General features: G+C 63.2%; 22 protein-coding genes. 20 read left to right on the top strand and 2 right to left on the bottom strand.

Annotation, left to right across the window (positions count from 1 at the left end):
* Positions 1-105 precede the first annotated feature (105 nt).
* The gene (locus tag D1012_RS22320) at positions 106-762 is read left to right on the top strand and encodes a glutathione S-transferase family protein (RefSeq protein WP_147335609.1); all 657 of its coding nucleotides are present in this window, start codon (positions 106-108) and stop codon (positions 760-762) included.
* A gap of 172 nt (positions 763-934) precedes the next feature.
* On the opposite strand, the gene D1012_RS01965 is transcribed toward D1012_RS22320, so the two are convergent.
* Positions 935-1,831, bottom strand: a complete 897-nt coding sequence (locus D1012_RS01965) for an NAD-dependent epimerase/dehydratase family protein (protein WP_118149641.1) — start codon at positions 1,829-1,831, stop codon at positions 935-937.
* Between the two features lie 152 nt (positions 1,832-1,983).
* Here D1012_RS01965 and parE point away from each other — a divergent pair, with 152 nt between their 5' ends.
* The 10 genes from parE to D1012_RS01920 all read left to right on the top strand — a co-directional run bounded on the left by parE (position 1,984) and on the right by D1012_RS01920 (position 11,347).
* Entirely contained in the window at positions 1,984-3,939 is a 1,956-nt protein-coding gene (gene parE / locus D1012_RS01960; RefSeq protein WP_118149640.1) for a DNA topoisomerase IV subunit B, read from the top strand.
* A 39-nt stretch (positions 3,940-3,978) separates the two neighbouring features.
* Positions 3,979-4,314 carry a type II toxin-antitoxin system RelE/ParE family toxin gene (locus D1012_RS01955; RefSeq protein WP_118149639.1) on the top strand — a complete coding sequence of 112 codons (336 nt, stop codon included), beginning with the start codon at positions 3,979-3,981 and terminating at the stop codon, positions 4,312-4,314.
* Positions 4,311-4,604 carry a helix-turn-helix domain-containing protein gene (locus D1012_RS01950; RefSeq protein WP_118149638.1) on the top strand — a complete coding sequence of 98 codons (294 nt, stop codon included), beginning with the start codon at positions 4,311-4,313 and terminating at the stop codon, positions 4,602-4,604. Before D1012_RS01955 ends, D1012_RS01950 begins: the two co-directional genes overlap by 4 nt.
* Before the next feature lie 76 nt (positions 4,605-4,680).
* Positions 4,681-5,478, top strand: coding sequence for a hypothetical protein (locus tag D1012_RS22315; protein ID WP_147335608.1), 798 nt, complete (start codon positions 4,681-4,683; stop codon positions 5,476-5,478).
* 202 nt (positions 5,479-5,680) lie between these two features.
* On the top strand, positions 5,681-7,021 hold the full coding sequence (gene proS / locus D1012_RS01945; RefSeq protein WP_118149637.1) for a proline--tRNA ligase: 1,341 nt from the start codon (positions 5,681-5,683) through the stop codon (positions 7,019-7,021).
* A gap of 45 nt (positions 7,022-7,066) precedes the next feature.
* Positions 7,067-8,020 carry a WcbI family polysaccharide biosynthesis putative acetyltransferase gene (locus D1012_RS01940; RefSeq protein ID WP_147335607.1) on the top strand — a complete coding sequence of 318 codons (954 nt, stop codon included), beginning with the start codon at positions 7,067-7,069 and terminating at the stop codon, positions 8,018-8,020.
* 115 nt (positions 8,021-8,135) lie between these two features.
* On the top strand, positions 8,136-8,798 hold the full coding sequence (trhA, locus tag D1012_RS01935) for a PAQR family membrane homeostasis protein TrhA (RefSeq protein WP_118149635.1): 663 nt from the start codon (positions 8,136-8,138) through the stop codon (positions 8,796-8,798).
* A 97-nt stretch (positions 8,799-8,895) separates the two neighbouring features.
* Positions 8,896-10,179 carry a lipoprotein-releasing ABC transporter permease subunit gene (locus D1012_RS01930; protein ID WP_118149634.1) on the top strand — a complete coding sequence of 428 codons (1,284 nt, stop codon included), beginning with the start codon at positions 8,896-8,898 and terminating at the stop codon, positions 10,177-10,179.
* Positions 10,172-10,861 carry an ABC transporter ATP-binding protein gene (locus D1012_RS01925; protein ID WP_118149633.1) on the top strand — a complete coding sequence of 230 codons (690 nt, stop codon included), beginning with the start codon at positions 10,172-10,174 and terminating at the stop codon, positions 10,859-10,861. The genes D1012_RS01930 and D1012_RS01925 overlap by 8 nt, the downstream gene beginning before the upstream one ends.
* A 72-nt stretch (positions 10,862-10,933) precedes the next feature.
* A complete protein-coding gene (locus D1012_RS01920) occupies positions 10,934-11,347 on the top strand; it encodes a c-type cytochrome (RefSeq protein ID WP_118149632.1) in 414 nt (137 codons plus the stop codon).
* 113 nt (positions 11,348-11,460) lie between these two features.
* On the opposite strand, the gene D1012_RS23140 is transcribed toward D1012_RS01920, so the two are convergent.
* Complete coding sequence (locus tag D1012_RS23140) at positions 11,461-11,595, bottom strand: hypothetical protein (protein ID WP_267897815.1); 135 nt, start codon at positions 11,593-11,595, stop codon at positions 11,461-11,463.
* 543 nt (positions 11,596-12,138) lie between these two features.
* Between D1012_RS23140 and D1012_RS01915 the strand changes: the two genes are divergently transcribed.
* The 9 genes from D1012_RS01915 to D1012_RS01875 all read left to right on the top strand — a co-directional run bounded on the left by D1012_RS01915 (position 12,139) and on the right by D1012_RS01875 (position 21,153).
* The gene (locus D1012_RS01915; protein WP_118149631.1) at positions 12,139-13,254 is read left to right on the top strand and encodes an AI-2E family transporter; all 1,116 of its coding nucleotides are present in this window, start codon (positions 12,139-12,141) and stop codon (positions 13,252-13,254) included.
* Positions 13,251-13,928 carry a P-loop NTPase family protein gene (locus tag D1012_RS01910; protein ID WP_118149630.1) on the top strand — a complete coding sequence of 226 codons (678 nt, stop codon included), beginning with the start codon at positions 13,251-13,253 and terminating at the stop codon, positions 13,926-13,928. The genes D1012_RS01915 and D1012_RS01910 overlap by 4 nt, the downstream gene beginning before the upstream one ends.
* 46 nt (positions 13,929-13,974) lie before the next feature.
* The gene (locus D1012_RS01905) at positions 13,975-16,149 is read left to right on the top strand and encodes an RNA degradosome polyphosphate kinase (RefSeq protein ID WP_118149629.1); all 2,175 of its coding nucleotides are present in this window, start codon (positions 13,975-13,977) and stop codon (positions 16,147-16,149) included.
* 126 nt (positions 16,150-16,275) lie between these two features.
* Complete coding sequence (locus D1012_RS01900; protein ID WP_118149628.1) at positions 16,276-17,853, top strand: Ppx/GppA family phosphatase; 1,578 nt, start codon at positions 16,276-16,278, stop codon at positions 17,851-17,853.
* The gene (locus D1012_RS01895) at positions 17,840-18,445 is read left to right on the top strand and encodes a VOC family protein (RefSeq protein WP_118149627.1); all 606 of its coding nucleotides are present in this window, start codon (positions 17,840-17,842) and stop codon (positions 18,443-18,445) included. The genes D1012_RS01900 and D1012_RS01895 overlap by 14 nt, the downstream gene beginning before the upstream one ends.
* Positions 18,442-18,927 (top strand): GNAT family N-acetyltransferase, encoded by a 486-nt coding sequence (locus D1012_RS01890; RefSeq protein WP_118149626.1) that lies wholly within the window; start codon positions 18,442-18,444, stop codon positions 18,925-18,927. Before D1012_RS01895 ends, D1012_RS01890 begins: the two co-directional genes overlap by 4 nt.
* Before the next feature lie 31 nt (positions 18,928-18,958).
* Entirely contained in the window at positions 18,959-19,675 is a 717-nt protein-coding gene (locus D1012_RS01885; RefSeq protein WP_118149625.1) for a molecular chaperone DjiA, read from the top strand.
* Entirely contained in the window at positions 19,642-20,775 is a 1,134-nt protein-coding gene (locus D1012_RS01880) for an endonuclease/exonuclease/phosphatase family protein (protein WP_435530889.1), read from the top strand. Before D1012_RS01885 ends, D1012_RS01880 begins: the two co-directional genes overlap by 34 nt.
* Positions 20,776-20,799: 24 nt before the next feature.
* Complete coding sequence (locus tag D1012_RS01875) at positions 20,800-21,153, top strand: AAA+ family ATPase (protein ID WP_118149624.1); 354 nt, start codon at positions 20,800-20,802, stop codon at positions 21,151-21,153.
* Positions 21,154-21,224: the final 71 nt, after the last annotated feature.

Raw genomic sequence — 21,224 nt, 5'->3', positions numbered from 1 at the left:
CAGCGCAGATTTGCCGGTGCGCCGGACAGGTCCGCCAGCGATCGGCCCTTGCCCGTCCCGACGCATCATGCTGCTATTCCCGTACCCACAAAAGGACCAACCCCGATGCTGACCATCTACGGCGTTTACCGATCCCGCGCGATCCGCCCGCTCTGGGTGCTGGAGGAATGCAAAGCCCCCTTCACCCATATCCCGGTGATTCAGGCCTACCGGCTGACCGACAGCACAGCCGCCAGCGCGGCGCTGAACACCGCCATGCCGGACTACCTTGCCATCAACCCGCTGGGCCAGGTCCCTGCCATGCGTGACGGCGCATTGCTGCTGACCGAATCCCTCGCCATCTGCCTGCACATCGCCCGCAAATACGGCGGCAGCCTTGGCCCGACCTCGGATGACGAATCCTCCCTGATGGAACAATGGGCGCTGTTCGCCGCCACCGCCGTCGAACCCGCTGCCATCGAAATCCTCTACACACTGCGCGACGGACAGGCCGATACCGCGACCGGGCAAGGCATCATCCGCGTCGCCGCCGAAAAGCTCAAGCGCCCACTCGCCCGGCTGGAGGCGCATCTGGCACCGCAGGACTGGCTCCTGACCCGCTTCACCGTCGCCGATATCATGGTCGCCGAATGCCTGCGCTACGCCCAAAGCCACAGCCCGCTGCTCGACAGCTTCCCCAACGTCGCCCGCTGGCTGACCGCTGCCCAAAGCCGCCCGGCGTTCCAGACCGTCTGGGCAAAGCGCGCAGCGGAACCCGAGTAGGGGGGCCAGCCCCCCGGCTTCGCCTCCCCCCGGAGTATTTCCAAAGCAGCAATCCAAAGAATAAGGAAGGATTGCTGCTTCTAAAATACTCCCGCGCGGAGCGCACACCCAAGGAGACGCGGCGCAGCCGCGCGACGAGATAAAAACCGCGCGGCGCAGCCGCTCCTTCAGATCAGCCGTGGTCAGGCAGGATGCCGCGCCAGTCATGGGCGTCCCTGAACCCCAGCACATCACGGATCTTGCGGTTCGACATCAGGCTGTCCCACGGGCCCAGCTCTTCGGTCACCGGCACATCGGGAAAGAACCGCGCCAGCAGCTCGGCATTGGGGATGTTCATGCCATTGGTCGAGTTGCAGGCGTTGAACACCTGATAGCCCAACCCGTCCTTTCTCAGGCACAGATCCACGATCTGCCCCAGATCGCGGGCGTCGACATAGTTGAACGCATTCCTGCGCCGCAGCTGCGGATTGGCGAAATACTGCGGGAACAGCGTTTCATATTCCTGCGGCTCCACCACATTGCCGATCCGCAGGGCGTAGATGTCCGCCCCCGAGCGCTGCGCGAAACTGCGCGCGGTGACCTCGTTGACCTTTTTTGAGGTGCCGTAGGTGTCCATCGGATCGATGTCGTAGTCTTCGGTCAGCGGCAGGGAATGCGGGTCGGTGACGCCATCGGCAAAGCAGATGCCATAGGTGGTCTCGCTTGAGGCGACGATCACCTTGCGGATGCCCAGCTTCACCGCCGCTTCGATCACGTTATAGGTGCCCACCACATTCACCCGCCAGGTCTCGGTATCCGGGCACATCATCATGCGGGGCACCGCCGCGAAATGCACCACCGCGTCAAACGCCTTTGCCCCCTGCCCCGTCTCCAGCTCGTCATAACCGGCATGGCTGTGCATCGCCGAGTACACCTGCCCCGCGTCGGTGACATCGCCCAACAGGTCATGCACCCCCGCCCCGCCCAGCGGCACCCGGTCAAAGTTCAGCACCCGGTGTCCCTGCCCCACCAGATACGGGATCACATGTTTCCCCGCCTTGCCAGAGCCGCCCGTGAAAAATACCCGCATCGTCCGATCCTCCAAATTTGCTTTCCCGAACCTAGGGCGCGGGGCCTGTCCCCGCAATGCCCCTACATCTTGCGCCCCCACATCTTGCGCCCCGCGCCCTGCTGGTGATCTAATGCGGCCAGCCCTGACCCAGAACAAGAATCGAGCATGCCATGGCCAATGACCTTCTGTCCGCCGCGACCCCCACCTATGACGCCTCCTCGATCGAGGTGCTCGAAGGGCTGGAGCCGGTGCGCAAACGGCCGGGCATGTACATCGGCGGCACGGATGAGCGCGCGCTGCACCATCTGGTGGCCGAGATCCTCGACAACGCGATGGACGAAGCGGTGGCTGGTCACGCCACCCGCATCGAGATCGAGCTGCATGACGGCAACACCGTCACCATCCGCGACAACGGTCGCGGCATCCCGGTCGACCCGCACCCGAAATTCCCCGGCAAATCCGCGCTGGAGGTGATCCTCTGCACCCTGCACGCGGGCGGCAAGTTCGGCGGCGACGCCTATGCCACCTCCGGCGGCCTGCACGGTGTCGGGGCCTCGGTCGTCAACGCGCTCTCCGATCACATGCGGGTCGAGGTCGCCCGCAACCGCGAGCTTTACGTGCAGGAGTTCTCGCGCGGCATCCCGCAAGGCCCGGTCGCAAAGGTCGGCCCCGCCCCCAACCGGCGCGGCACCACCGTCACCTTTCACCCCGACCCCGAGATCTTCGGCAGCCTCACCCTGAAACCCGCCCGCATGCTAAAGGCCGCGCGGTCAAAGGCTTACCTGTTCTCGGGCGTGGAAATCCGCTGGAAAACCGCCGTCAATGATGGCGAAACCCCGCTGGAGGCGATCTTCCACTTCCCCGGCGGCCTTGCCGATTACCTCACCGACACGCTGGCCAAATCCACCACCTATGCCGAGCGCCCCTTTGCCGGCAAAGTCCCGTTCACCGAGAAATTCAACGTCCCCGGCTCCGTCGAATGGGCGATCAACTGGACGCCCGCGCGCGACGGCTTCATCCAGTCCTACTGTAACACCGTCCCCACCCCCGAGGGCGGCACCCACGAATCCGGCTTCTGGGCCGCCATCCTCAAGGGCATCCGCGCCTATGGCGAGCGGGTGAAAAACCGCAAGGCCGAGCAGATCACCCGCGACGACCTCCTGACCGGCGGCTGCGCCCTCGTCTCCTGCTTCATCCGCGAGCCGCAATTCGTCGGCCAGACCAAGGACCGCTTGGCCACCGAAGAGGCCGCCCGCTATGTCGAACTGGCAGTGCGTGACCATTTCGACACCTGGCTCGCCGCCGACCCCAAATCCGCCGGCTCCATCCTCGATTTCCTGATCCTGCGCGCCGAAGAACGCCTGCGCCGCCGGATGGAGAAGGAAACCGCCCGCAAATCCGCGACCAAGAAACTGCGCCTGCCCGGCAAGCTCACCGATTGCACCGCGAAAAACCGCGAGGGCACCGAGCTGTTCATCGTCGAGGGCGACTCGGCGGGCGGCTCTGCCAAAGGCGCGCGCTCACGCGAGACGCAGGCGCTGTTGCCGCTCAAGGGCAAGATCCTCAACGTGCTGGGCGCGGCCTCGGCCAAGCTGCACGACAACTCGGAAATCCGCGATATCTGCGAAGCCCTTGGCGTCTCGATGGGCACCAAGTTCAACGTCGATGATCTGCGCTATGACAAGATCATCATCATGACCGACGCCGATGTTGACGGCGCCCATATCGCCAGCCTGCTGATGACGTTCTTCTTCACCCAGATGCGCCCGCTCATCGACAAGGGCCACCTCTACCTCGCCTGCCCGCCGCTCTACCGCCTGACGCAAGGCGCGCGCCGGATGTATGTCTCCGATGACGCCGAAAAAGACCTCTGGCTCGCCAAAGGCCTTGGCGGCAAAGGCAAAATCGACGTGCAACGCTTCAAGGGTCTGGGCGAGATGGACGCCAAAGACCTGAAAGAAACCACCATGGACCCCGCCTCGCGCAAACTGATCCGCGTCAGCATCGACGAAGACGAACCCGGCATGACCGGCGATCTGGTCGAGCGGCTGATGGGGAAAAAACCGGAACTGCGGTATCAGTATATTCAGGAGAATGCCCGGTTTGTGGAGGAGTTGGATGTGTGAGGGCTGTGCGCCATTGACATATACGCCAATGGCACATACATGCTGACCACGGTTGTGGAACTGGACGAATTTCTGCGTCAGGCTAAAGGCGTTATGACCCAGGCCGAACGTGCTGAACTGGTCGACACCCTCGCCGCAAACCCCGAGGCGGGCGTGTCCTTGGGTGGTGGCCTTCGGAAACTGCGTTTCGGCAGGGCTGGCGGGGGAAAAAGCGGCGGATTTCGAACCATCCATTTCTACCGCCGCAGCACCGGCCCGGTGATTCTGGTGGCGGTCTTTGCCAAGAACGAAAAGGCCAACCTGTCGGCCCCGGAACTTGCAACTCTGTTGAAACTCGGCGACCTGCTCGCCGCCCATTACGGAAGGCGGATATGACAAGCGAAGCTTTCAAGCGGATCGAACGGGGCCTCCTTGAGGCCATCGCCTTCGCACAGGGCGAAGACACCGGCGCAATTGTCCATCACATCGAGGTGCCCACCCCAGATGTCCGCGCGATCCGCGCCCGGACCGGCCTCAGCCAGGCAGATTTCGCCCGCTCCATCGGCGTCAAGAAAGCCACCCTACTGAACTGGGAACACAATCGCCGCACCCCGGACGGCCCGGCACGGGTATTGCTGGCGCTCATAGATAAGGAGCCGGGAATTGTGCAGAGGGTGTTGGTATAGGAGTGATGAGCAAGAAGCCGAAACTGCGGTTTCAGCGTACTCAGGAGAATGCATGGTTTGTAGGGGAGTTGGATTTGTGATTGAGCATTTCAATAGATGCGCCGTCAAGCATGCCCTCAAGAAGCCAGCTAATGACTGGATTTCATCGACGGATAAGGATCTAGATGTTAAAGCAGTTTTGGTAAGCTTTTCCAATGACAAACAAAATGAGTATCGCATTACAGAGGTTAACGAAAAATTTTACTCTGCCCTTCGCATTTATGAACCTTCGGCCAGATATCAATGCTCCATTCCGTTCAAGCTGACAAATGGAACTCACTTAATGATTCGGCATTGGTATCATGACACAGAAATTAGATATGGAAGTGCGCTAGAGTATTTTTGGGGAACTTTTTCATTTTTTCATCTTCGACACGACTTAATCATGAGGTTTCAAAAGCAGAAATTCATTCGCTCGTTAAAATTGAGAGAGAATAGACACGACGTCTTGCAAGCTCTTGTTGATGAGCATATTCGCAGAGGATCAAAAGAAGTTGCGCCAGCTTTTGACCAAGTACGAATAGATCGTCTCGATGTAGTTAGCCTGTTGTACACTGACAACGTTTGGGAGCACCCTAAAATATCCGAAATAATTACAAAGCTTGACCTTGTAATTGATTCACTTATAGCATCCGGAGACCTTGACCAACATCAAGACCAACTCACGGTTAAAGGAAAGTCTATTGCATCGATAGCTTCGCACATTGAAGATGATCGAAGACACAACGACCAGTTATCCTATAATAAATGGATACGAAATCTAACTTTAGTGATCGCATGTGCGACCATGGCTCAAGCACTAGTTGCTTTCAGTTCTTCATATTTTGGAGATTGAGAGCAATCACTGTTTTCGAAGTAGGGCGGGGTTCACCCCGCCCTCCCCCAAACCTTAACAACTCCTGAATCCCGCACCCCTAACCCCTTGATTTCAAACACTCCGCCTCCTTGTAACACAGGGGGAAGCCTCAGCAGCCTTGCCTGACCCCCGCGAAGCGGCTAGGAACCTTCCGACCCCCTTTAGCGATAGGCCGCCCCTCATGCGTCTCTCCCGATACTTCCTCCCCGTCCTCAAGGAAAACCCCTCCGAGGCCCAGATCGTCAGCCACCGCTACATGCTGCGGGCGGGCATGATCAAACAGCAGGCGGCGGGCATCTATTCCTGGCTGCCGCTTGGCTACCGGGTGCTGAAGCGGATCGAGCAGATCGTGCATGAGGAACAGGCCCGCGCCGGTCACATCCCCCTGCTGATGCCCACCCTGCAGCCCGCCGACCTGTGGCGCGAGAGCGGCCGCTATGATGACTACGGCCAGGAAATGCTGCGCATCAAGGACCGCCACGACCGCGACATGCTCTACGGCCCCACCAACGAAGAGATGATCACCGACATCTTCCGCGCCCATGTCGGCAGCTACAAAGACCTGCCGATGACCCTGTATCACATCCAGTGGAAGTTCCGCGACGAGATGCGGCCAAGGTTCGGCGTGATGCGCGGGCGTGAGTTCCTGATGAAGGACGGCTATAACTTCGACATCGACAAGGACGCGGCGCTGCACGCCTATAACCGCCACATGGTCAGCTATCTGCGCACCTATGAACGCATGGGCCTGACCGCCATCCCGATGCGCGCGGCCTCCGGCCCGATCGGCGGCGATAACACCCATGAATTCCTGGTGCTCGCCAGCACCGGCGAGTCGGAGGTGTTCTATGATTCCGCCGTCACCGACCTGAAACTGGGCGAGCGCGAGGTCGATTTCGACAACCGCGACGAGGTGGCGGGCATCTGCAAGGAATTCACCACCCTCTACGCCCGCACCGACGAGACCCACGACGCCGCCCTGTTCGACCAGATCCCGGAAGAGCGCCGCAAGGTGGGCCGGGGCATCGAGGTTGGCCAGATCTTTTACTTCGGGACCAAGTATTCCGAGTCGATGGGGGCCACCGTGGTCACGCCCGACGGGTCGAAAGTGCCGGTCGAGATGGGGTCGCACGGCATCGGGGTGTCACGCCTGCTGGGCGCGATCATCGAGGCGAGCCATGATGACAAGGGCATCATCTGGCCCGAAGGGGTCACGCCGTTCCCGGTCGGGATCGTGAACCTCAAACAGGGCGACGCCAGCACCGATCTGGCCTGCGAGGGGCTGTACAAGGCGCTGAAAGCCAAGGGGCTGGAGGCGTTGTATGACGACCGCGAGGAACGCGCGGGCGCCAAATTCGCCACCATGGACCTGATCGGCCTGCCCTGGCGCATCACCGTCGGCCCGCGCGGGCTGGCAAACGGGGTGGTGGAACTGACCAGCCGCCGCAGCGGCGAGTCCGAAGAGATCTCGGCCGAAGCTGCAGTGGATCGCATCGTGCAGATCTATGCGGCACATCGCTGACACAGGTATGAGGTCAGGCGTGACATAAGCTGCAGGGGGCCCGCATTGAAACTCTTGGTGATTTCGAATTGTCAGGGCCCCCTGCTTCACCACGCTTTCCTACGCGCCGCCTCGCGTCGCTTTGCGAGCACCTATGAGCCGATCGGCGATCTTCAGGTTCATAAACTGGCCGCCGACCAGGCCGGTTGGGTGGAAAGCCTGATCGAGCAGGCCGAGGTCATCCTCACCCAGCCAATCGTGAACGCGAAGGTCGAGAGCTGCACGCTGGCATCGCTGCGCCAGCGGCAGGGAAAGCGGATCGAGGTATTTCCGGCCCTGCACTTTGATGCGCTGTTGCCGGGCACCGTGTTCAACACCTGGAAAGCCCCGGATTTTCCGTTTCAGTTCTGGGAAGAAGACGTGAGCTTTGCCGCCGCCTATTGCGCGGGGCTTTCTCCCGCACAAACGCTGACCGCCTTTCACGACATTCCGGTCCTGACACCTGCGCAGATCGAGGCGCGCGTCGCATGGTCGGTCGGCCAGATCAGACAGCGTGAGACAGAGGCGGGCGTCGAGGTGCCGATGTCTGATTTCTATGCCGACAACTGGCGCGACACCGCCCTGCATTATGAAAAGTCGCACCCGAAAACCGCGCCGTATCTGGAACTCTGCCGCCGGTTTTCGCGCCGATTTGATCTGGACGACCTTGATCTGAACCTCGTGCGCAATCATCCGGGGAATTGTCACTTTGGCTTGCCGGTCAAGACCTGGGTCAAGCAGGCAGGCCAGTTGCGGTTTGAAGATGACCCGGGGGTTGCCTTGGTCGATGCCAGACCCATTCCGTTTCAGGACGTGATCACCGCCTATCTGGAGTTTTACGCGACACGCGGGGTCGAAGCTGTGCAGGCCCATCATGCCGACCAGCTCTACTTCAAGATGGCGCTCAACACCTATCGGGAGGCGTTCCGCCCCATGGCCCGGCTGCGCAGGGCGGTGCGGTCAATGGCCGGACGCAACTGACCGCATCCCCGCCCGTCCGGCCTGACAAATGCTGCCGGAACGCAACGTCAATGTGTTTGGCGATTGACGGCAGGCTCTGCAAGGGCATCATCCATTTGTCCCTGAAAGAGCTGCCATGACCCTGCCTGCCGACCATCCGCGACTGAATAAGCGCCCTTTCAGCGTCGGAGAGCTGGTGGCTGACGGCGTTGTGCACGGCGTTGCGCTGATCGCCGGGGTCATGGCGTTTTCGGCGCTGCTCTATCATGTGCTGGCGCGGGCTGACTTTGGCCTGTTTGTGGCGCTTGCGGTCTATGCGGCCGGGTTTTTTCTGATGTTCGGCTTTTCACTGGCCTATAACATGGCCCCGCCCTCGGCGCTGAAATGGATGCTGCGCCGGTTTGATCATTCGGCGATCTACGTCATGATTGCAGGCACCTACACCGCCATTCTGGCGCAGTTCGAACCCGGCCTGATGGTCTGGGTTCTGGGCGCGGTGGTCTGGGCCGGGGCGGTTCTGGGGGTGGTGGTCAAGCTGGCGCTGCCGGGTCGCTATGACCGGCTGTCAGTGGTCACCTATATCGCGCTTGGCTGGATGGGTGTGCTGGCGGTCGGCCCGGCGCGCGAGGCGCTGCCGGGTGTATCGCTGTGGCTGATCGTGCTGGGCGGCCTCACCTATGCCGGCGGGGTCGCGTTTTACAAATGGCACCGCCTGCGGTTTCACAACGCGATCTGGCATCTGTGCGTGGCGATAGCCGCCGGATTGCACTTTGCGGCCATCGCCATCGCGGTTGGCTAAGGGTGATCCCGCCGAAGTGACGGTGCTCCGGCCCGCCACGTCTTGACGCGACAGGCAGCAACCGACACTGTCCGCCCAAAAGACATAAAGAGCAGACATGCCCCAGACAGCCCCCTTTTCCCGCTTTGAACGGATGATCGCCTGGCGCTACCTGCGCGCCAAACGCGCCGAAGGCGGGGTCAGTGTGATGACCTGGATCAGCCTGATCGGCATCACGCTGGCGGTGTTTGCGCTGATCGCCACGCTGGCGGTGCGGGCCGGGTTCAGGGCGGAGTTTGTTGACACCATTCTGGGAGCCAACGCCCATGTCACGATCTATTCGGCGGGGCGGGCCGATGAATATGGCAACTTGATCAAGGGCTTTCCGGATTATGAGGCGCGGGCAGCGACCCTTGCCGCCGTGCCCGGCGTAACGCGCGCCGCGCCGATGATCCGCGGTCAGGTCATGGTTTCCAGCCAGCAGGGCACCAACGGGGCCGAGGTGTATGGGCTGTCCGCAGATGACCTGAAATCCATTCCCCGTGTCGGCCTTGGCGCGGATGCCTATGGCGACATTGACCGGTTTGATGAAGGTGTAGCCATCGGCTCGGTTCTGGCGCGCGAACTGGGGGTCACCGTGGGCGACCGGCTGCGCGTAATCTCGCCCGACGGGGTCAAGACTGCCTTTGGTAGCAGCCCTCGGGTGAACGCCTATGAGGTGGTCTATATCTTTACCGCCGGGCGCTATGACATTGACAAGACACGGCTTTATATGCCGTTCGCCGAGGCGCAGAGCTATTTCAACCGCGAAGGCATGGCGGATGAGTTCGAGGTGATGGTGGATCGCCCCGATGACATCGACCGCTATGCCGCCCCCCTGCTACAGGCGGGCGGTGATGACGCGATCCTGTGGACATGGCGTGACTCCTCTGGTGCGTTCCTGAGGGCGCTGGATGTCGAGGACAACATCATGTTCGTGATCCTGTCGATTCTGGTGCTGATCGCCACGATGAACATCATCTCCGGCCTGATCATGCTGGTGAAGAACAAGGGCCGGGACATCGGCATTTTGCGTACGATCGGGCTGACCGAAGGCGCGGTATTGCGGATTTTCTTCATGTGCGGGGCCTTTACCGGCATTGTCGGCACGGTGCTGGGCGTGGCTCTGGGCTGCCTGTTCGCGCTCTATATCGACCCGGTGTTCTCGGCGGTGAACTATCTTGCTGGCGGGGGGGTTTGGGATCCGTCGATCAGGGGGATCTACGCGCTGCCGGCCAAGCTGCAATGGGCCGATGTGCTGTCGGCGGTGTCGCTGTCGCTGGGGCTGTCGTTTATCGTCACGATCTTTCCGGCCCGCCGCGCCGCCCGGATGAACCCGGTGGAGGCCTTGCGCTATGAGTGATCAGTCACAGGATCTGGCGCTGGACCTTTCGGGAATCGAAAAGACCTATAACAAGGGCAAACCCTCCGAAGTGATGGTGCTGCGCGGGGCCACGCTGTCGGTGAAGCCGGGCGAGGTGGTGGCTCTGGTCGCGCCCTCGGGGGCGGGGAAATCGACGCTGCTGCATATCGCGGGGCTGCTCGATACGCCCGACACCGGCCAGGTCCGGCTGAACGGGCGCGACATGAACGGGCTGTCCGACAAGGCGCGGACCGAAGTGCGGCGCGCGGATGTGGGCTTTATCTACCAGTTCCACCACCTGCTGCCGGAGTTCTCGGCGCTGGAAAATATCGTCATCCCGCAACTGGCCAATGGCGCGGATGAGGCGACGGCCAAGGCGCGGGCGATGGATCTGCTGACCCGTGTGGGCGTGGGGCCGCGCGCCGATCACCGCCCCGCCGCGCTGTCCGGGGGCGAGCAGCAGCGGGTGGCGTTCTGCCGGGCGATGGCGAATGCGCCGCGCCTGCTGCTGGCGGACGAGCCAACCGGGAACCTTGATCCGGCCACCTCGGATCAGGTGTTTGCCGCGCTGATGGATCTGGTCCGCGCGACCGGGCTGGCGGCGCTGATCGCCACGCATAACATGGAGCTGGCGGCCCGGATGGACCGGATCGTGCGGCTGGATCAGGGCCGCGTCGCCTGAGCCCGCCGCCTGAAGCCCTTGTGCCCGGCCTGCGGCCCTGTCACCCTGATCCAAACCAAGAAGGAGGCCGCCATGGCACAGCCATTGCCCATCATATCCCTGTTCGCGGCCCTTGCTTTGGGGGCCTGCGTGATTGCGAAGGCACCCAAGGAGATGCCGACCGGGGCGCAGGATTTTGCCGATTTCTGTGCCGGGTGCCACGGGCTTTCCGGCACGGGCGACGGCGAGATGGCGGGCACTCTGACACGGCGGCCGCCGGATCTGACCCGACTGGCGCGGCGGAATGGCGGAACCTTTCCGACGACCAAGGTGATGGCCAAGATCTGGGGCTATACCGGGGGCAAGGGCGGTGCTGTGATGCCGAATTTCGGCCCGCTGCTGGACAGCGATCTGATGCCCTATGACGGGGGGGACGGGATCATGTCGCCCACGCCGGCGCGGCTGGTCCAGATTGCCGAGCATCTGCAGGCGATTCAGGTTCGCTGACGGACTGCCCACTGTGTTACAGCCATTGATATCACTTGATTACAATGGCTTACACTGGGATTTTTACCGATTTTTAACAAATGGCGGGGTATGTGGCGGGGTGCCCCCCGCCGTTATTGCTTGATTTTTTTGCCCGCGATGGTGGTGCCATCCTTGCTCAGGCCCGCATTGGCGGTGGCCAGAACCTTGACGACCTCTTTCTTGGGCTTCTTGGTCTCTTTGTTGCCGCGGTTCTTTTCTTTGGACATGGCCTGTTCCCTTGTGCCGGAGTTCCACCCCGGCCCATGCCGGAGGGATCGCTGCCACCGGCGGCACTGACACGCGGTCAGCACAGGGGCCGGAAAGCATCAGGGGCGGTCCCACGCATGGCGTGGGGGGCGGAGCCTGTCAGCGATAGATGGGCCTTTGCCCGCCGAATCGCAAGTGCGGTGTTTGGGACGCGGCGGCGGCAGGCCCTGTCCCGGTGGCAAGCGACGTGCCCCCCTCCCCCATCCCCTCCCCACGAGGGGGAGGGGAGGCGCATTTGGCGGAGGGCGGGAAGCTGCGGCTGGCCGCGTGCGGCGCAGGCTACGCGCCTGCACAGGTCACAGGCCCTGCCCCGGATCGGCACAAAACCCTGCGTTTGCAGCACAGGCGCTTCCCTCCCCCCTTGTGGGGGAGGGAGAGGGAGGGGGGCTGCGACCGGTCTTTCAGACCATGTGGGCTTGCACATGGCCCTTTCAGCAGCAATATCAGGGCCAATACCAAGGCCGGGCGGATGAAGGCCGATCAGACAGGCAGGGGCGGGCACGATGGCACTTCCGATGGCACAGCAGGCGAAATACTGGGGCGTTGCGGGCGTGATGTTCCTGCTGCTGATGTATCTGATGGGAGATGTGCTGGTGCCGTTCCTTGTGGGCGGGGCGATCGCGTATTTCCTTGACCCGGTTGCCGACCGGCTGCAACGGGCCGGGATGAGCCGGGTGGCAGCGACAGCACTGATTACCCTGCTGATGTTTCTGGTGGTGGTTCTGCTGGTTCTGGCGGTGATTCCGACACTGATCCAGCAGACCAGTGCCCTGGTGAACGCAGCCCCCGAGATTTCCCGCAATCTGCAGACCTTTCTGACCGAGCGGTTTCCCGAGTTGTCGGATGAGACCAGCATCATGCGCAAGACCCTCGCGGATATCGGCGATTTCATCCAGTCAAAGGGCGGCGATCTGGCCCAGGGGATCGTCTCCTCGGCGATGTCGGTGATTTCTGCGGTGATCTTTATCGTCGTGGTGCCGGTGGTCGCGTTCTATCTGCTGCTGGACTGGGACAAGATGGTGGCGCGGGTGGATGCGATGATCCCACGGGATCATGTGGCCACGGTACGGCGGCTGGCGGGGGAGATTGATGACGTGCTCGCGGGCTTTGTGCGCGGGCAGCTGACGGTCTGTCTGATTTTGGGGGCGTATTATTCGGTCGCGCTGATGCTTGCCGGGTTGCAATTCGGCCTTGTGGTCGGGGCGATTGCCGGGGCGGTGACGTTCATCCCTTATGTCGGCGCGATCATCGGCGGGATTTTGGCGATTGGTCTGGCGCTGTTCCAGTTCTGGGGCGACTGGGTGGCAATCGGCATTGTGGCGGCGATTTTTGCCTTTGGCCAGTTCATCGAAGGCAATGTGCTGACGCCCAAACTTGTGGGCAGTTCGGTCGGGCTGCATCCGGTCTGGCTGTTGCTGGCCCTGTCAGCCTTTGGCGCGCTGCTGGGCTTTGCCGGGATGCTGATTGCGGTGCCGGTGGCGGCGTCTTTGGGGGTGCTGATGCGATTTGCGATCAGCCAGTATCAGGCTTCAGTGTTGTATCGTGGGGTAGACAGCGTGCCGCCGGCACCGCCCGCTCCAACACCTGTGGCACATGAACATGAAAAGGATGTGGTGTGATCCGGCAACTGGCATTTGATCTGCCGGTTCAGGCGGCCTATCGGCGGGAAGATTTCTTTGCCTCCGCCACCAATGCGCATGCTTTGGCGGCGGTCGAGGCGTGGCGGGGTTGGCCGGGCGGAAAGATGCTGCTGGTCGGGCCGCCGGGCGCGGGCAAGACCCATCTGACGCATCTGTGGGCCGCGACGGCGGGCGCGGTGATCGTTGCCGGGGCCGATCTGGCCGGGGCGGATCTGCTGGTGCTGGCCGAAAGCGGTGCGGTGGCGGTCGAGGATGCAGACGCGGTGGCGGGAACGCCCGAGGCCGAAACCGCGCTGTTTCACCTGCACAATCTGGTGGTGCCGCGCGGGTCTTTGCTGTTGACGGCGCGCGGCCCGGCGCGGGACTGGGGCCTGCGCCTGCCCGATCTGAAAAGCCGGATGGATGCGGCATCGGTGGCGCGGCTGGAGCCGCCCGATGATGCGCTGCTGTCGGCGGTGCTGGTCAAGCTGTTCGCCGACCGCCAGACCGTGGTGCCCCCGGCGCTGATCCCCTGGCTGGTGGCGCGGATGGAACGCTCGATCGACGCGGCGCGCGAACTGGTCGCGGCGATGGATGCACGCGCCCTGGCGCAGGGCAAGCCGATCACCCGAGCGACGGCGCAGGGGTTGCTGGACAGGGATGAGGCGGAATGAGACAGTGTCATGAAAGTGTAAGATTTTTGAAGCATAAGCCCCAGTCATGACACAGGCAGATTTCCTCAAAGCGCCCTTCCCCGCACCCGTTACCCTGCCCGAGGCAGAGGTCACCGGGCCGGGGCGTTTCTTTAACCGTGAGCTGAGCTGGCTGGCGTTTAACCGGCGGGTGCTGGACGAGGCGGCCAATCCCAATGTGCCGCTGCTGGAGCGGCTGCGGTTCCTGTCGATTTCGGCCACCAATCTGGATGAGTTTTTCACCGTGCGGGTGGCGGGTCTGCGCGCGCTGGTGCGGGCCGGAAAGGCCGGGTTTTCCGAAGACGGGCGCACCCCGGCTGAACAGCTGGTGCTGATCCATGCCGATGCGCGCAAGCTGATGCAGCACCAGCAGACCGTGCTGAACGGCCTGAAGCGCGAGATGGAGGCCGAGGGGATCAGCATTGTCACCCGGTCCAAGCTGACGGCGGCGGATCTGCGGCATCTGGAGGAGCATTTTCTGCACAAGGTGTTTCCGGTGCTGTCGCCGCTGGCAATTGACCCGGCGCATCCGTTTCCGTTCATTCCCAACACCGGGTTTTCGTTGGCCTTGCAACTGGAGCGGTTGTCGGACCACCGCACGCTCAAGGCGCTGTTGCCGATTCCGCAGCAGATTTCGCGCTTTGTGCCCTTGCCGGGCAAACCGGGGGTGCATCGGTTCCTGCCGCTCGAAGAATTGCTGCTCTTGCATCTGAACATGCTGTTCCCCGGCTATACCGACCGGGGGCATTGCGCGTTCCGGGTGCTGCGCGACAGCGATCTGGAGGTCGAGGATGAGGCCGAAGATCTGGTGCGCGAGTTCGAGACCGCGCTGAAGCGGCGGCGGCGGGGCGAGGTGATCCGGCTGAAGATGACGGCAGGGGCACCGGCCGAGCTGCGCGCGCTGATCATGGAAGAGCTGGCGGTCACCGAGTCGGAGGTGGTCGAGGTCAAGGGGCTGCTGGGGATTGCCGACCTGAAAGAGCTGGTGCTTTCGAGCCGCCCTGACCTCTTGTGGCCGCCGTTTGCTCCACGGGTGCCGGAGCGTGTGCAGGACCATGAGGGCGATCTGTTTGCCGCGATCAAGCAGAAAGACATTCTGCTGCATCACCCCTATGAGACGTTTGATCTGGTGATCCGGTTTCTGGAACAGGCGGCGCGCGACCCCAACGTGCTGGCGATCAAGCAGACGCTGTACCGCACCAGCTGGGACAGCCCGATCGTGGGCGCGCTGTGCGAAGCGGCGGAGGCGGGGAAATCGGTCACCGCACTGGTCGAGCTGAAAGCGCGGTTTGATGAGGCCGCGAACATCCGCCAGAGCCGACGGCTGGAACGGGCGGGGGCGCATGTGGTGTATGGGTTCATCCACTACAAGACCCATGCCAAGATCAGCACCGTGGTCCGGCGCGAAGGCGACAATCTGGTGACCTATACCCATTACGGCACCGGCAACTATCACCCGATCACCGCGCGGATATACACCGACCTGTCGTTTTTCACCTGCGACCCGGCCCTTGGTCGTGATGCGACCAAGGTGTTCAACTATCTGTCGGGCTATGTTCAGCCCGAGGGGCTGGAAAATCTGGCGATTTCCCCGATCAGCCTGAAACCGCGCCTGCTGGAGCTGATCGCCGCCGAGGCGGATCATGCCCGCGCAGGCCGCCCGGCAGAGATCTGGGCCAAGATGAACAGCATCATCGAGCCCGAGGTGATCGACGCGCTGTATGCCGCGTCGCAGGCCGGGGTAAAGATCAGTCTGGTCATTCGTGGCATCTGCGGATTGCGGCCCGGCATCAAGGGGTTGAGCGAGAATATCCGCGTCAAATCCATTGTCGGGCGGTTTCTGGAACACAGCCGGATCGTCTGTTTCGGGTCAGGCCATGGCCTGCCAAGCCGTCAGGCGCGGGTGTTCTTTTCCAGCGCGGACTGGATGGGGCGCAATCTGACCCGGCGGGTGGAAACGCTGGTCGAGGTGCATAATGACACGGTCAAGGCACAGATCGTCAGCCAGATCATGGCCGCCAATCTGGCCGATGAGGCGCAATCCTGGGTGCTGACCGCCGATGGCAGCACCGAGCGCGAATTGCAGCCCAAAGATGGCAAGCTGTTCGCCTGTCATACATTTTTCATGGAAAACCCGTCTTTGTCAGGCCGAGGCACCGCCGGCGCAAAGGATGTGCCGAAGCTGGCCGCGTTAAAGGACTAGCGGGTATGGGATGGAATTAACTGAGCATTGCATCCTGACCACTGCACTCAACCACAAGGCGTAGCTTTGCTTGACGCCGCACCGGACCTTGCGCCAAGGTCTGGCTTACATTGCACTGGGGACTCTATGACCAGCGACCACAACCAGACCACTGCCGACGCAGATGAGGATGAGTTCAGCCCTTTTGGCCGGCCGCTGTTTGAAGATTCATCCGTCCGCGCCCTGAGCCGGGTCGGCGTCGTGGATGTGGGGTCAAACTCGGTCCGGCTGGTGGTGTTTGACGGGGCGGCGCGGTCGCCCGCCTATTTCTACAACGAGAAAATCCTGTGCGGTCTGGGCAAGGGTCTGGGCGAAACCGGGATGCTGAACCCCGAAGGCAAGCGGCGGGCGCTGGCCGCGCTGAAGCGGTTTTCGCTGCTGGCAGGCGGGATGGGCGCGGCACCGCTGAGTGTGGTGGCGACCGCCGCCACGCGGGAGGCGGCAGACGGGCCAGAGTTTACCGCGCAGGTGCTGGAAGAAACCGGGTTGCGGCTGCATGTGATCGACGGAGATGAAGAGGCGCGGCTTTCGGCGCAGGGTGTGCTGCTGGGCTGGCCCGAGGCCAAGGGCGTGGTCTGCGACATCGGCGGCAACTCGATGGAGCTGGCAAGGGTCGGCGATGGCAAGGTCGGCACCCGCGTGTCAACCCAGCTGGGCCCGTTCCGGCTGCAACAGGTCGAGGGCGGACCCGAGCAGCGCCGGGCGCTGATCCACCGGGTGCTGACCCGCGCCCAAGGCAAGATCAAGACCGAGGGCGAGCGGTTTTACATGGTTGGCGGCTCGTGGCGGGTGATCGCGCGGCTGGATATGGAGCGGCGGAATTATCCGCTGACCGTGCTGCATGAATACCGGATGCCGGTGAAATCGGCGCTGGACACGCTGGACTGGCTGGAAGGCGCGGATCTGTCGATGCTGCGCGGCCGCACCGGCACAAGTGTCGAGCGGATGGAACTGGTGCCGCTGGCCTGCGAGGTGCTGCGCGAGCTGATCCGGGTGTTCAAGCCATCCGAGATCGACATCTCGTCCTATGGCATCCGCGAAGGGCTGCTGTACGAACAGATGCCGGACAAATTGCGGGCACGCGACCCGCTGATCGAGGCGGCACGGGCGGCCGAACAAACCGGCGCGCGGCTGCCGGGGTCGGGCAAAAAGCTGTACGAGTTCCTGTTGCCGCTGTTCAAGGGCCGCCCGCCCGAGCGGCTGCGGCTGATAAAGGCGGCCTGCCTGTTGCATGACACCACCTGGCGGGCGCACCCCGATTACCGCGCCGATGTGTGTTTCGACAATGCGACGCGGGCCAACCTGGGCGGGCTTGACCATCCGGGGCGGGTGTTTCTGGGCCTGTCGCTGCTGCACCGCTACAAGAACAGCCGATCCGGCACCCGGCTGGAGCCGCTGTTCCGGCTGTTGTCCGAGGATGAGATTCAGGAAGCCGAGGTGCTGGGCAAGGCGATGCGCTTTGGCGCGATGTTTGCGGCGGGTGACCCGTCACAAGCCGGGCAACTGGTGTGGAAGCCGAAAAAGCGCCTGCTGGATCTGCAGCTGACCGAGTTGGGGGTGGGCCTCTATGGCGAAGTGGCGCGGGCAAGGTTTTCCTCACTAACACAGGCGCTGCGGGCCAAGGGGCGGGTGGTGCAACCCGGCGATGACGATGCTGAAGATTGACCATCTGGCGGTGAGCTGCACCGCGTTGGATGACGGGGCTGCGGTGGTCGAGGCCGCGCTTGGCCTGCCGCTGGTTGCCGGTGGCACACATGCCCATATGGGCACCCATAACCGGCTGTTGCGGCTGGGCGATCTGTATCTTGAAGTGATTGCGATCGACCCGCAGGCCGCTGCCCCGGCCTGGCCGCGCTGGTTCGCGCTGGATGAGTTTGCGGGTGCGCCCCGGCTGACCAACTGGGTTGCCGCCTGCGATGATCTGGATGCGGCTGTGGCGCAGGCCCCAGAGGGCGTGGGCGTGCCGGTGGATCTGGCGCGCGGCGATCTGCGCTGGCGGATGGCAGTGCCGGGGGACGGGCGGCTGCCGTTTGATGGCGCACATCCAGCGCTGATCCAGTGGCAAGGGCCGCATCCGGTGACGCGCCTGCCCGATACCGGCGCGCGGCTGGCCCGGCTGGTGGTGACCCATCCCGAGGCTACGGCTTTGCGCGCGGCACTGGCCGACCTGTCCGATCCGCGTCTGGTGATCGAGCCGGGGCCTCTCGCGCTGCGGGCCGAGATCGACACGCCCCACGGGCGGCGTGTGCTGGCATGATCCGCGCGGCAACGGTGGCGGATGCGGCAGCGGTCGCGTTGATCTGGAACCACTACATCCGCGCCAGTGCGATCACCTTCAACGCCACCGAAAAATCGCTGGACGAGGTGGGCTGCACCATCACCACCCGGCTGGCGCAGCGCTGTTTTGTGGTGGCCGAAGAGGCGGGCCGCGTCTGCGGCTTTGCCACCTATGACCAGTTCCGCAGCGGCATCGGCTATGCCCATGCGATGGAACACACGATCCAGCTTGCCCCAGACGCGGGTGGCCTTGGCCTTGGCCGTGCCTTAATGGCAGCGGTCGAGGCGCATGCAACACGCGCTGGCGCACATGTGATGATTGCTGCAGTGACCGGAGAAAACGCGGGTGGCCGCGTGTTTCACTCGAAAATGGGCTATACCGAGGTCGGCGTGATGCCGCAGGTCGGGCGGAAATTCGGCCGCTGGATGGATCTTGTGCTGATGCAGAAAATCCTCTCCTGACAAGGCGCGCGGCGCGCGCTATCCTGCGCCCATGTCGATCTGGACCCGCATCGCTGACGCGCTATCCGCCCTCGCCACTGGCGAAGGGTTGTCGGTGGTGTTTGACCGCCTGCGCGGGGTGCAATCGACCCCGGAAAAGTCGGTGGGCTTTACCATTGCCGTGATCGCGCTGGGGGCAAAGATGGCCAAGGCCGACGGCCAGGTGTCGCGGCATGAGGTGGCGACCTTCCGGCGCATTTTTGCGATCCCCGATGAAGAGGCCGCCAATGCGGCCCGCGTGTTCAATCTGGCACGGCAGGATGTGGCGGGGTTTGATGCCTATGCCCGCAAGGTGGCGGCGATGTTCCGTGCCGAGGGACAGGCGCTGTGTGCCGATGACCGCAATGTGCTGATCGACCTGCTGGAAGGCTTGTTCCACATCGCCATGGCCGATGGCGATTTCCACCCCGCCGAAGATGCGTTCCTGCGCGAGGTGGCGCGGATCTTTGGTCTGGATGACCGCTGCTACGCCACCCTGCGCGCCCGCTTTGTCGAAGGTGCGCCGCGCGATCCCTATGACGTGCTGGGCGTCGCCGCCAACGCGCCGCTGGATCAGGTGCGCCTTGCCTGGCGGCAGGCGGTCAAGGACAGCCACCCCGATTCGATGATCGCACGCGGTGTGCCAGCCGAGGCGGTGAAGCTGGCCGAACGCCGCCTGATTGCAATCAATGCCGCATGGGAGGAAATCTCGGGGCGGCGGGCGGCCTGATGACCGCGCCCGAACGGCTGCGCATCGCCACCTACAACGTCGAATGGTTCAACGCGCTGTTTGACGATGACGGGCGGTTGCTGGCCGACGGTGAGCCCTCGGCCCGGCACCAGATCAGCCGCGCGACACAGGCGGGCGCGCTGGGGATCGTGTTTTCCGCGATGGATGCCGATGCGGTCATGGTGATCGAGGCGCCCGATACCGGCTCGAAACGCAGCTCCACCCGCGCGCTGGAGACGTTCGCCCAGACCTTCGGCCTGCGCACCCGCCGCGCCATCACCGGCTTCATGTCGGAAACCGAGCAGGAAATCACCCTGCTTTATGACCCCGACCGTCTGACGCCCCGGCATGACCCCATCGGCGCGCCGGTGGGCAAAAAAGGCAGCCGCGACGCCCCGCGCTTTGACGGTACCTTTCGCTATGACATCGACACCGATGCCACGCCCGACCTGATCCGGTTTTCCAAACCGCCGCTGGAACTGGCGGTCGTGACGGCTGCGGGGCGCAGGCTGCGGCTGATCGGGGTGCATGCAAAGTCGAAAGCGCCACATGGCGCGCGCACCCCCGAAGCCATCACCCGCCTCTCGATTGAAAACCGTCGCAAGCAGCTGGCCGAATGCATCTGGCTGCGCGCCCGGGTCGACTGGCATCTGGCACGCGGCCATGACCTGCTGGTGATGGGCGATTTCAACGATGGTCCGGGGCTGGACGAATATGAAAAGCTGTTCGGCCATTCCGGGGTCGAAATCGTGCTCGGCCTCGACGTGCCGCCCGAGGCACGGATGTATGATCCACATGCCGCAATGGCGCAAGCCGGGCGGATGAACCTGACCCCGACCACGGCGCGGTTCTGGCTGAACCCGCAACAGCGCTATTTCGAGGCGCTGCTGGATTTCATCATGGTCTCGCCACGGCTGGCGGCCCGCCACCCGGCCTGGCGGATCTGGCACCCGTGGAACGACCCAGCCTGTCTGAACACCCCCGAGTTGCACGAGGCGCTGTTGCAGGCGTCAGACCACTTCCCGGTGACCATCGACCTTGCCCTGACCGGCCCCGGCGCGCGCGCGGCTTCTGCCACAAGACGTGATTTGCCCACCTGACAAAGCAGCGGCATACTCAGCCATATGAAACGCGTTTGCCTTGCCCTCACCCTGCCCCTCCTGCTGATCGCAGCCTCGCCTGCGGCCCCCCAGACCCCGCCCGCCCCGCAGGCTGAGGAGGAAAAAGGCTTTGATCTGATGCAAGAGGGCGCAAAACTGCTGTTCCGCGGCCTCATGCGCGAAATGGAACCGGCACTGAACGAGATGGGCAAGGCGCTTTCCGAGATGGAACCGGCGCTGGAAAAGCTGATGGTGCTGATTGACGACATCCGCAATTACGATGCGCCTCGCCTGCTCGACAATGGCGATATCCTGATCCCGCGCCGCAAGGATGCGCCAAAACCCCTGCCGATCCCCGAGGGGGAAATCGAGCTGTAAGAGGGGGGCCAGCCCCCCGGCTTCGCCGCCCCCCGGAGTATTTTCAAAGCAGCAATCCATAGCGCGCGATT

Origin of the sequence: Pseudotabrizicola alkalilacus (assembly GCF_003443995.1) — a bacterium.
Lineage (GTDB): Bacteria > Pseudomonadota > Alphaproteobacteria > Rhodobacterales > Rhodobacteraceae > Pseudotabrizicola > Pseudotabrizicola alkalilacus.
The sequence above is the reverse complement of the archived record's forward strand: the minus strand, read 5'-3'. Positions and strand labels throughout refer to the sequence as shown.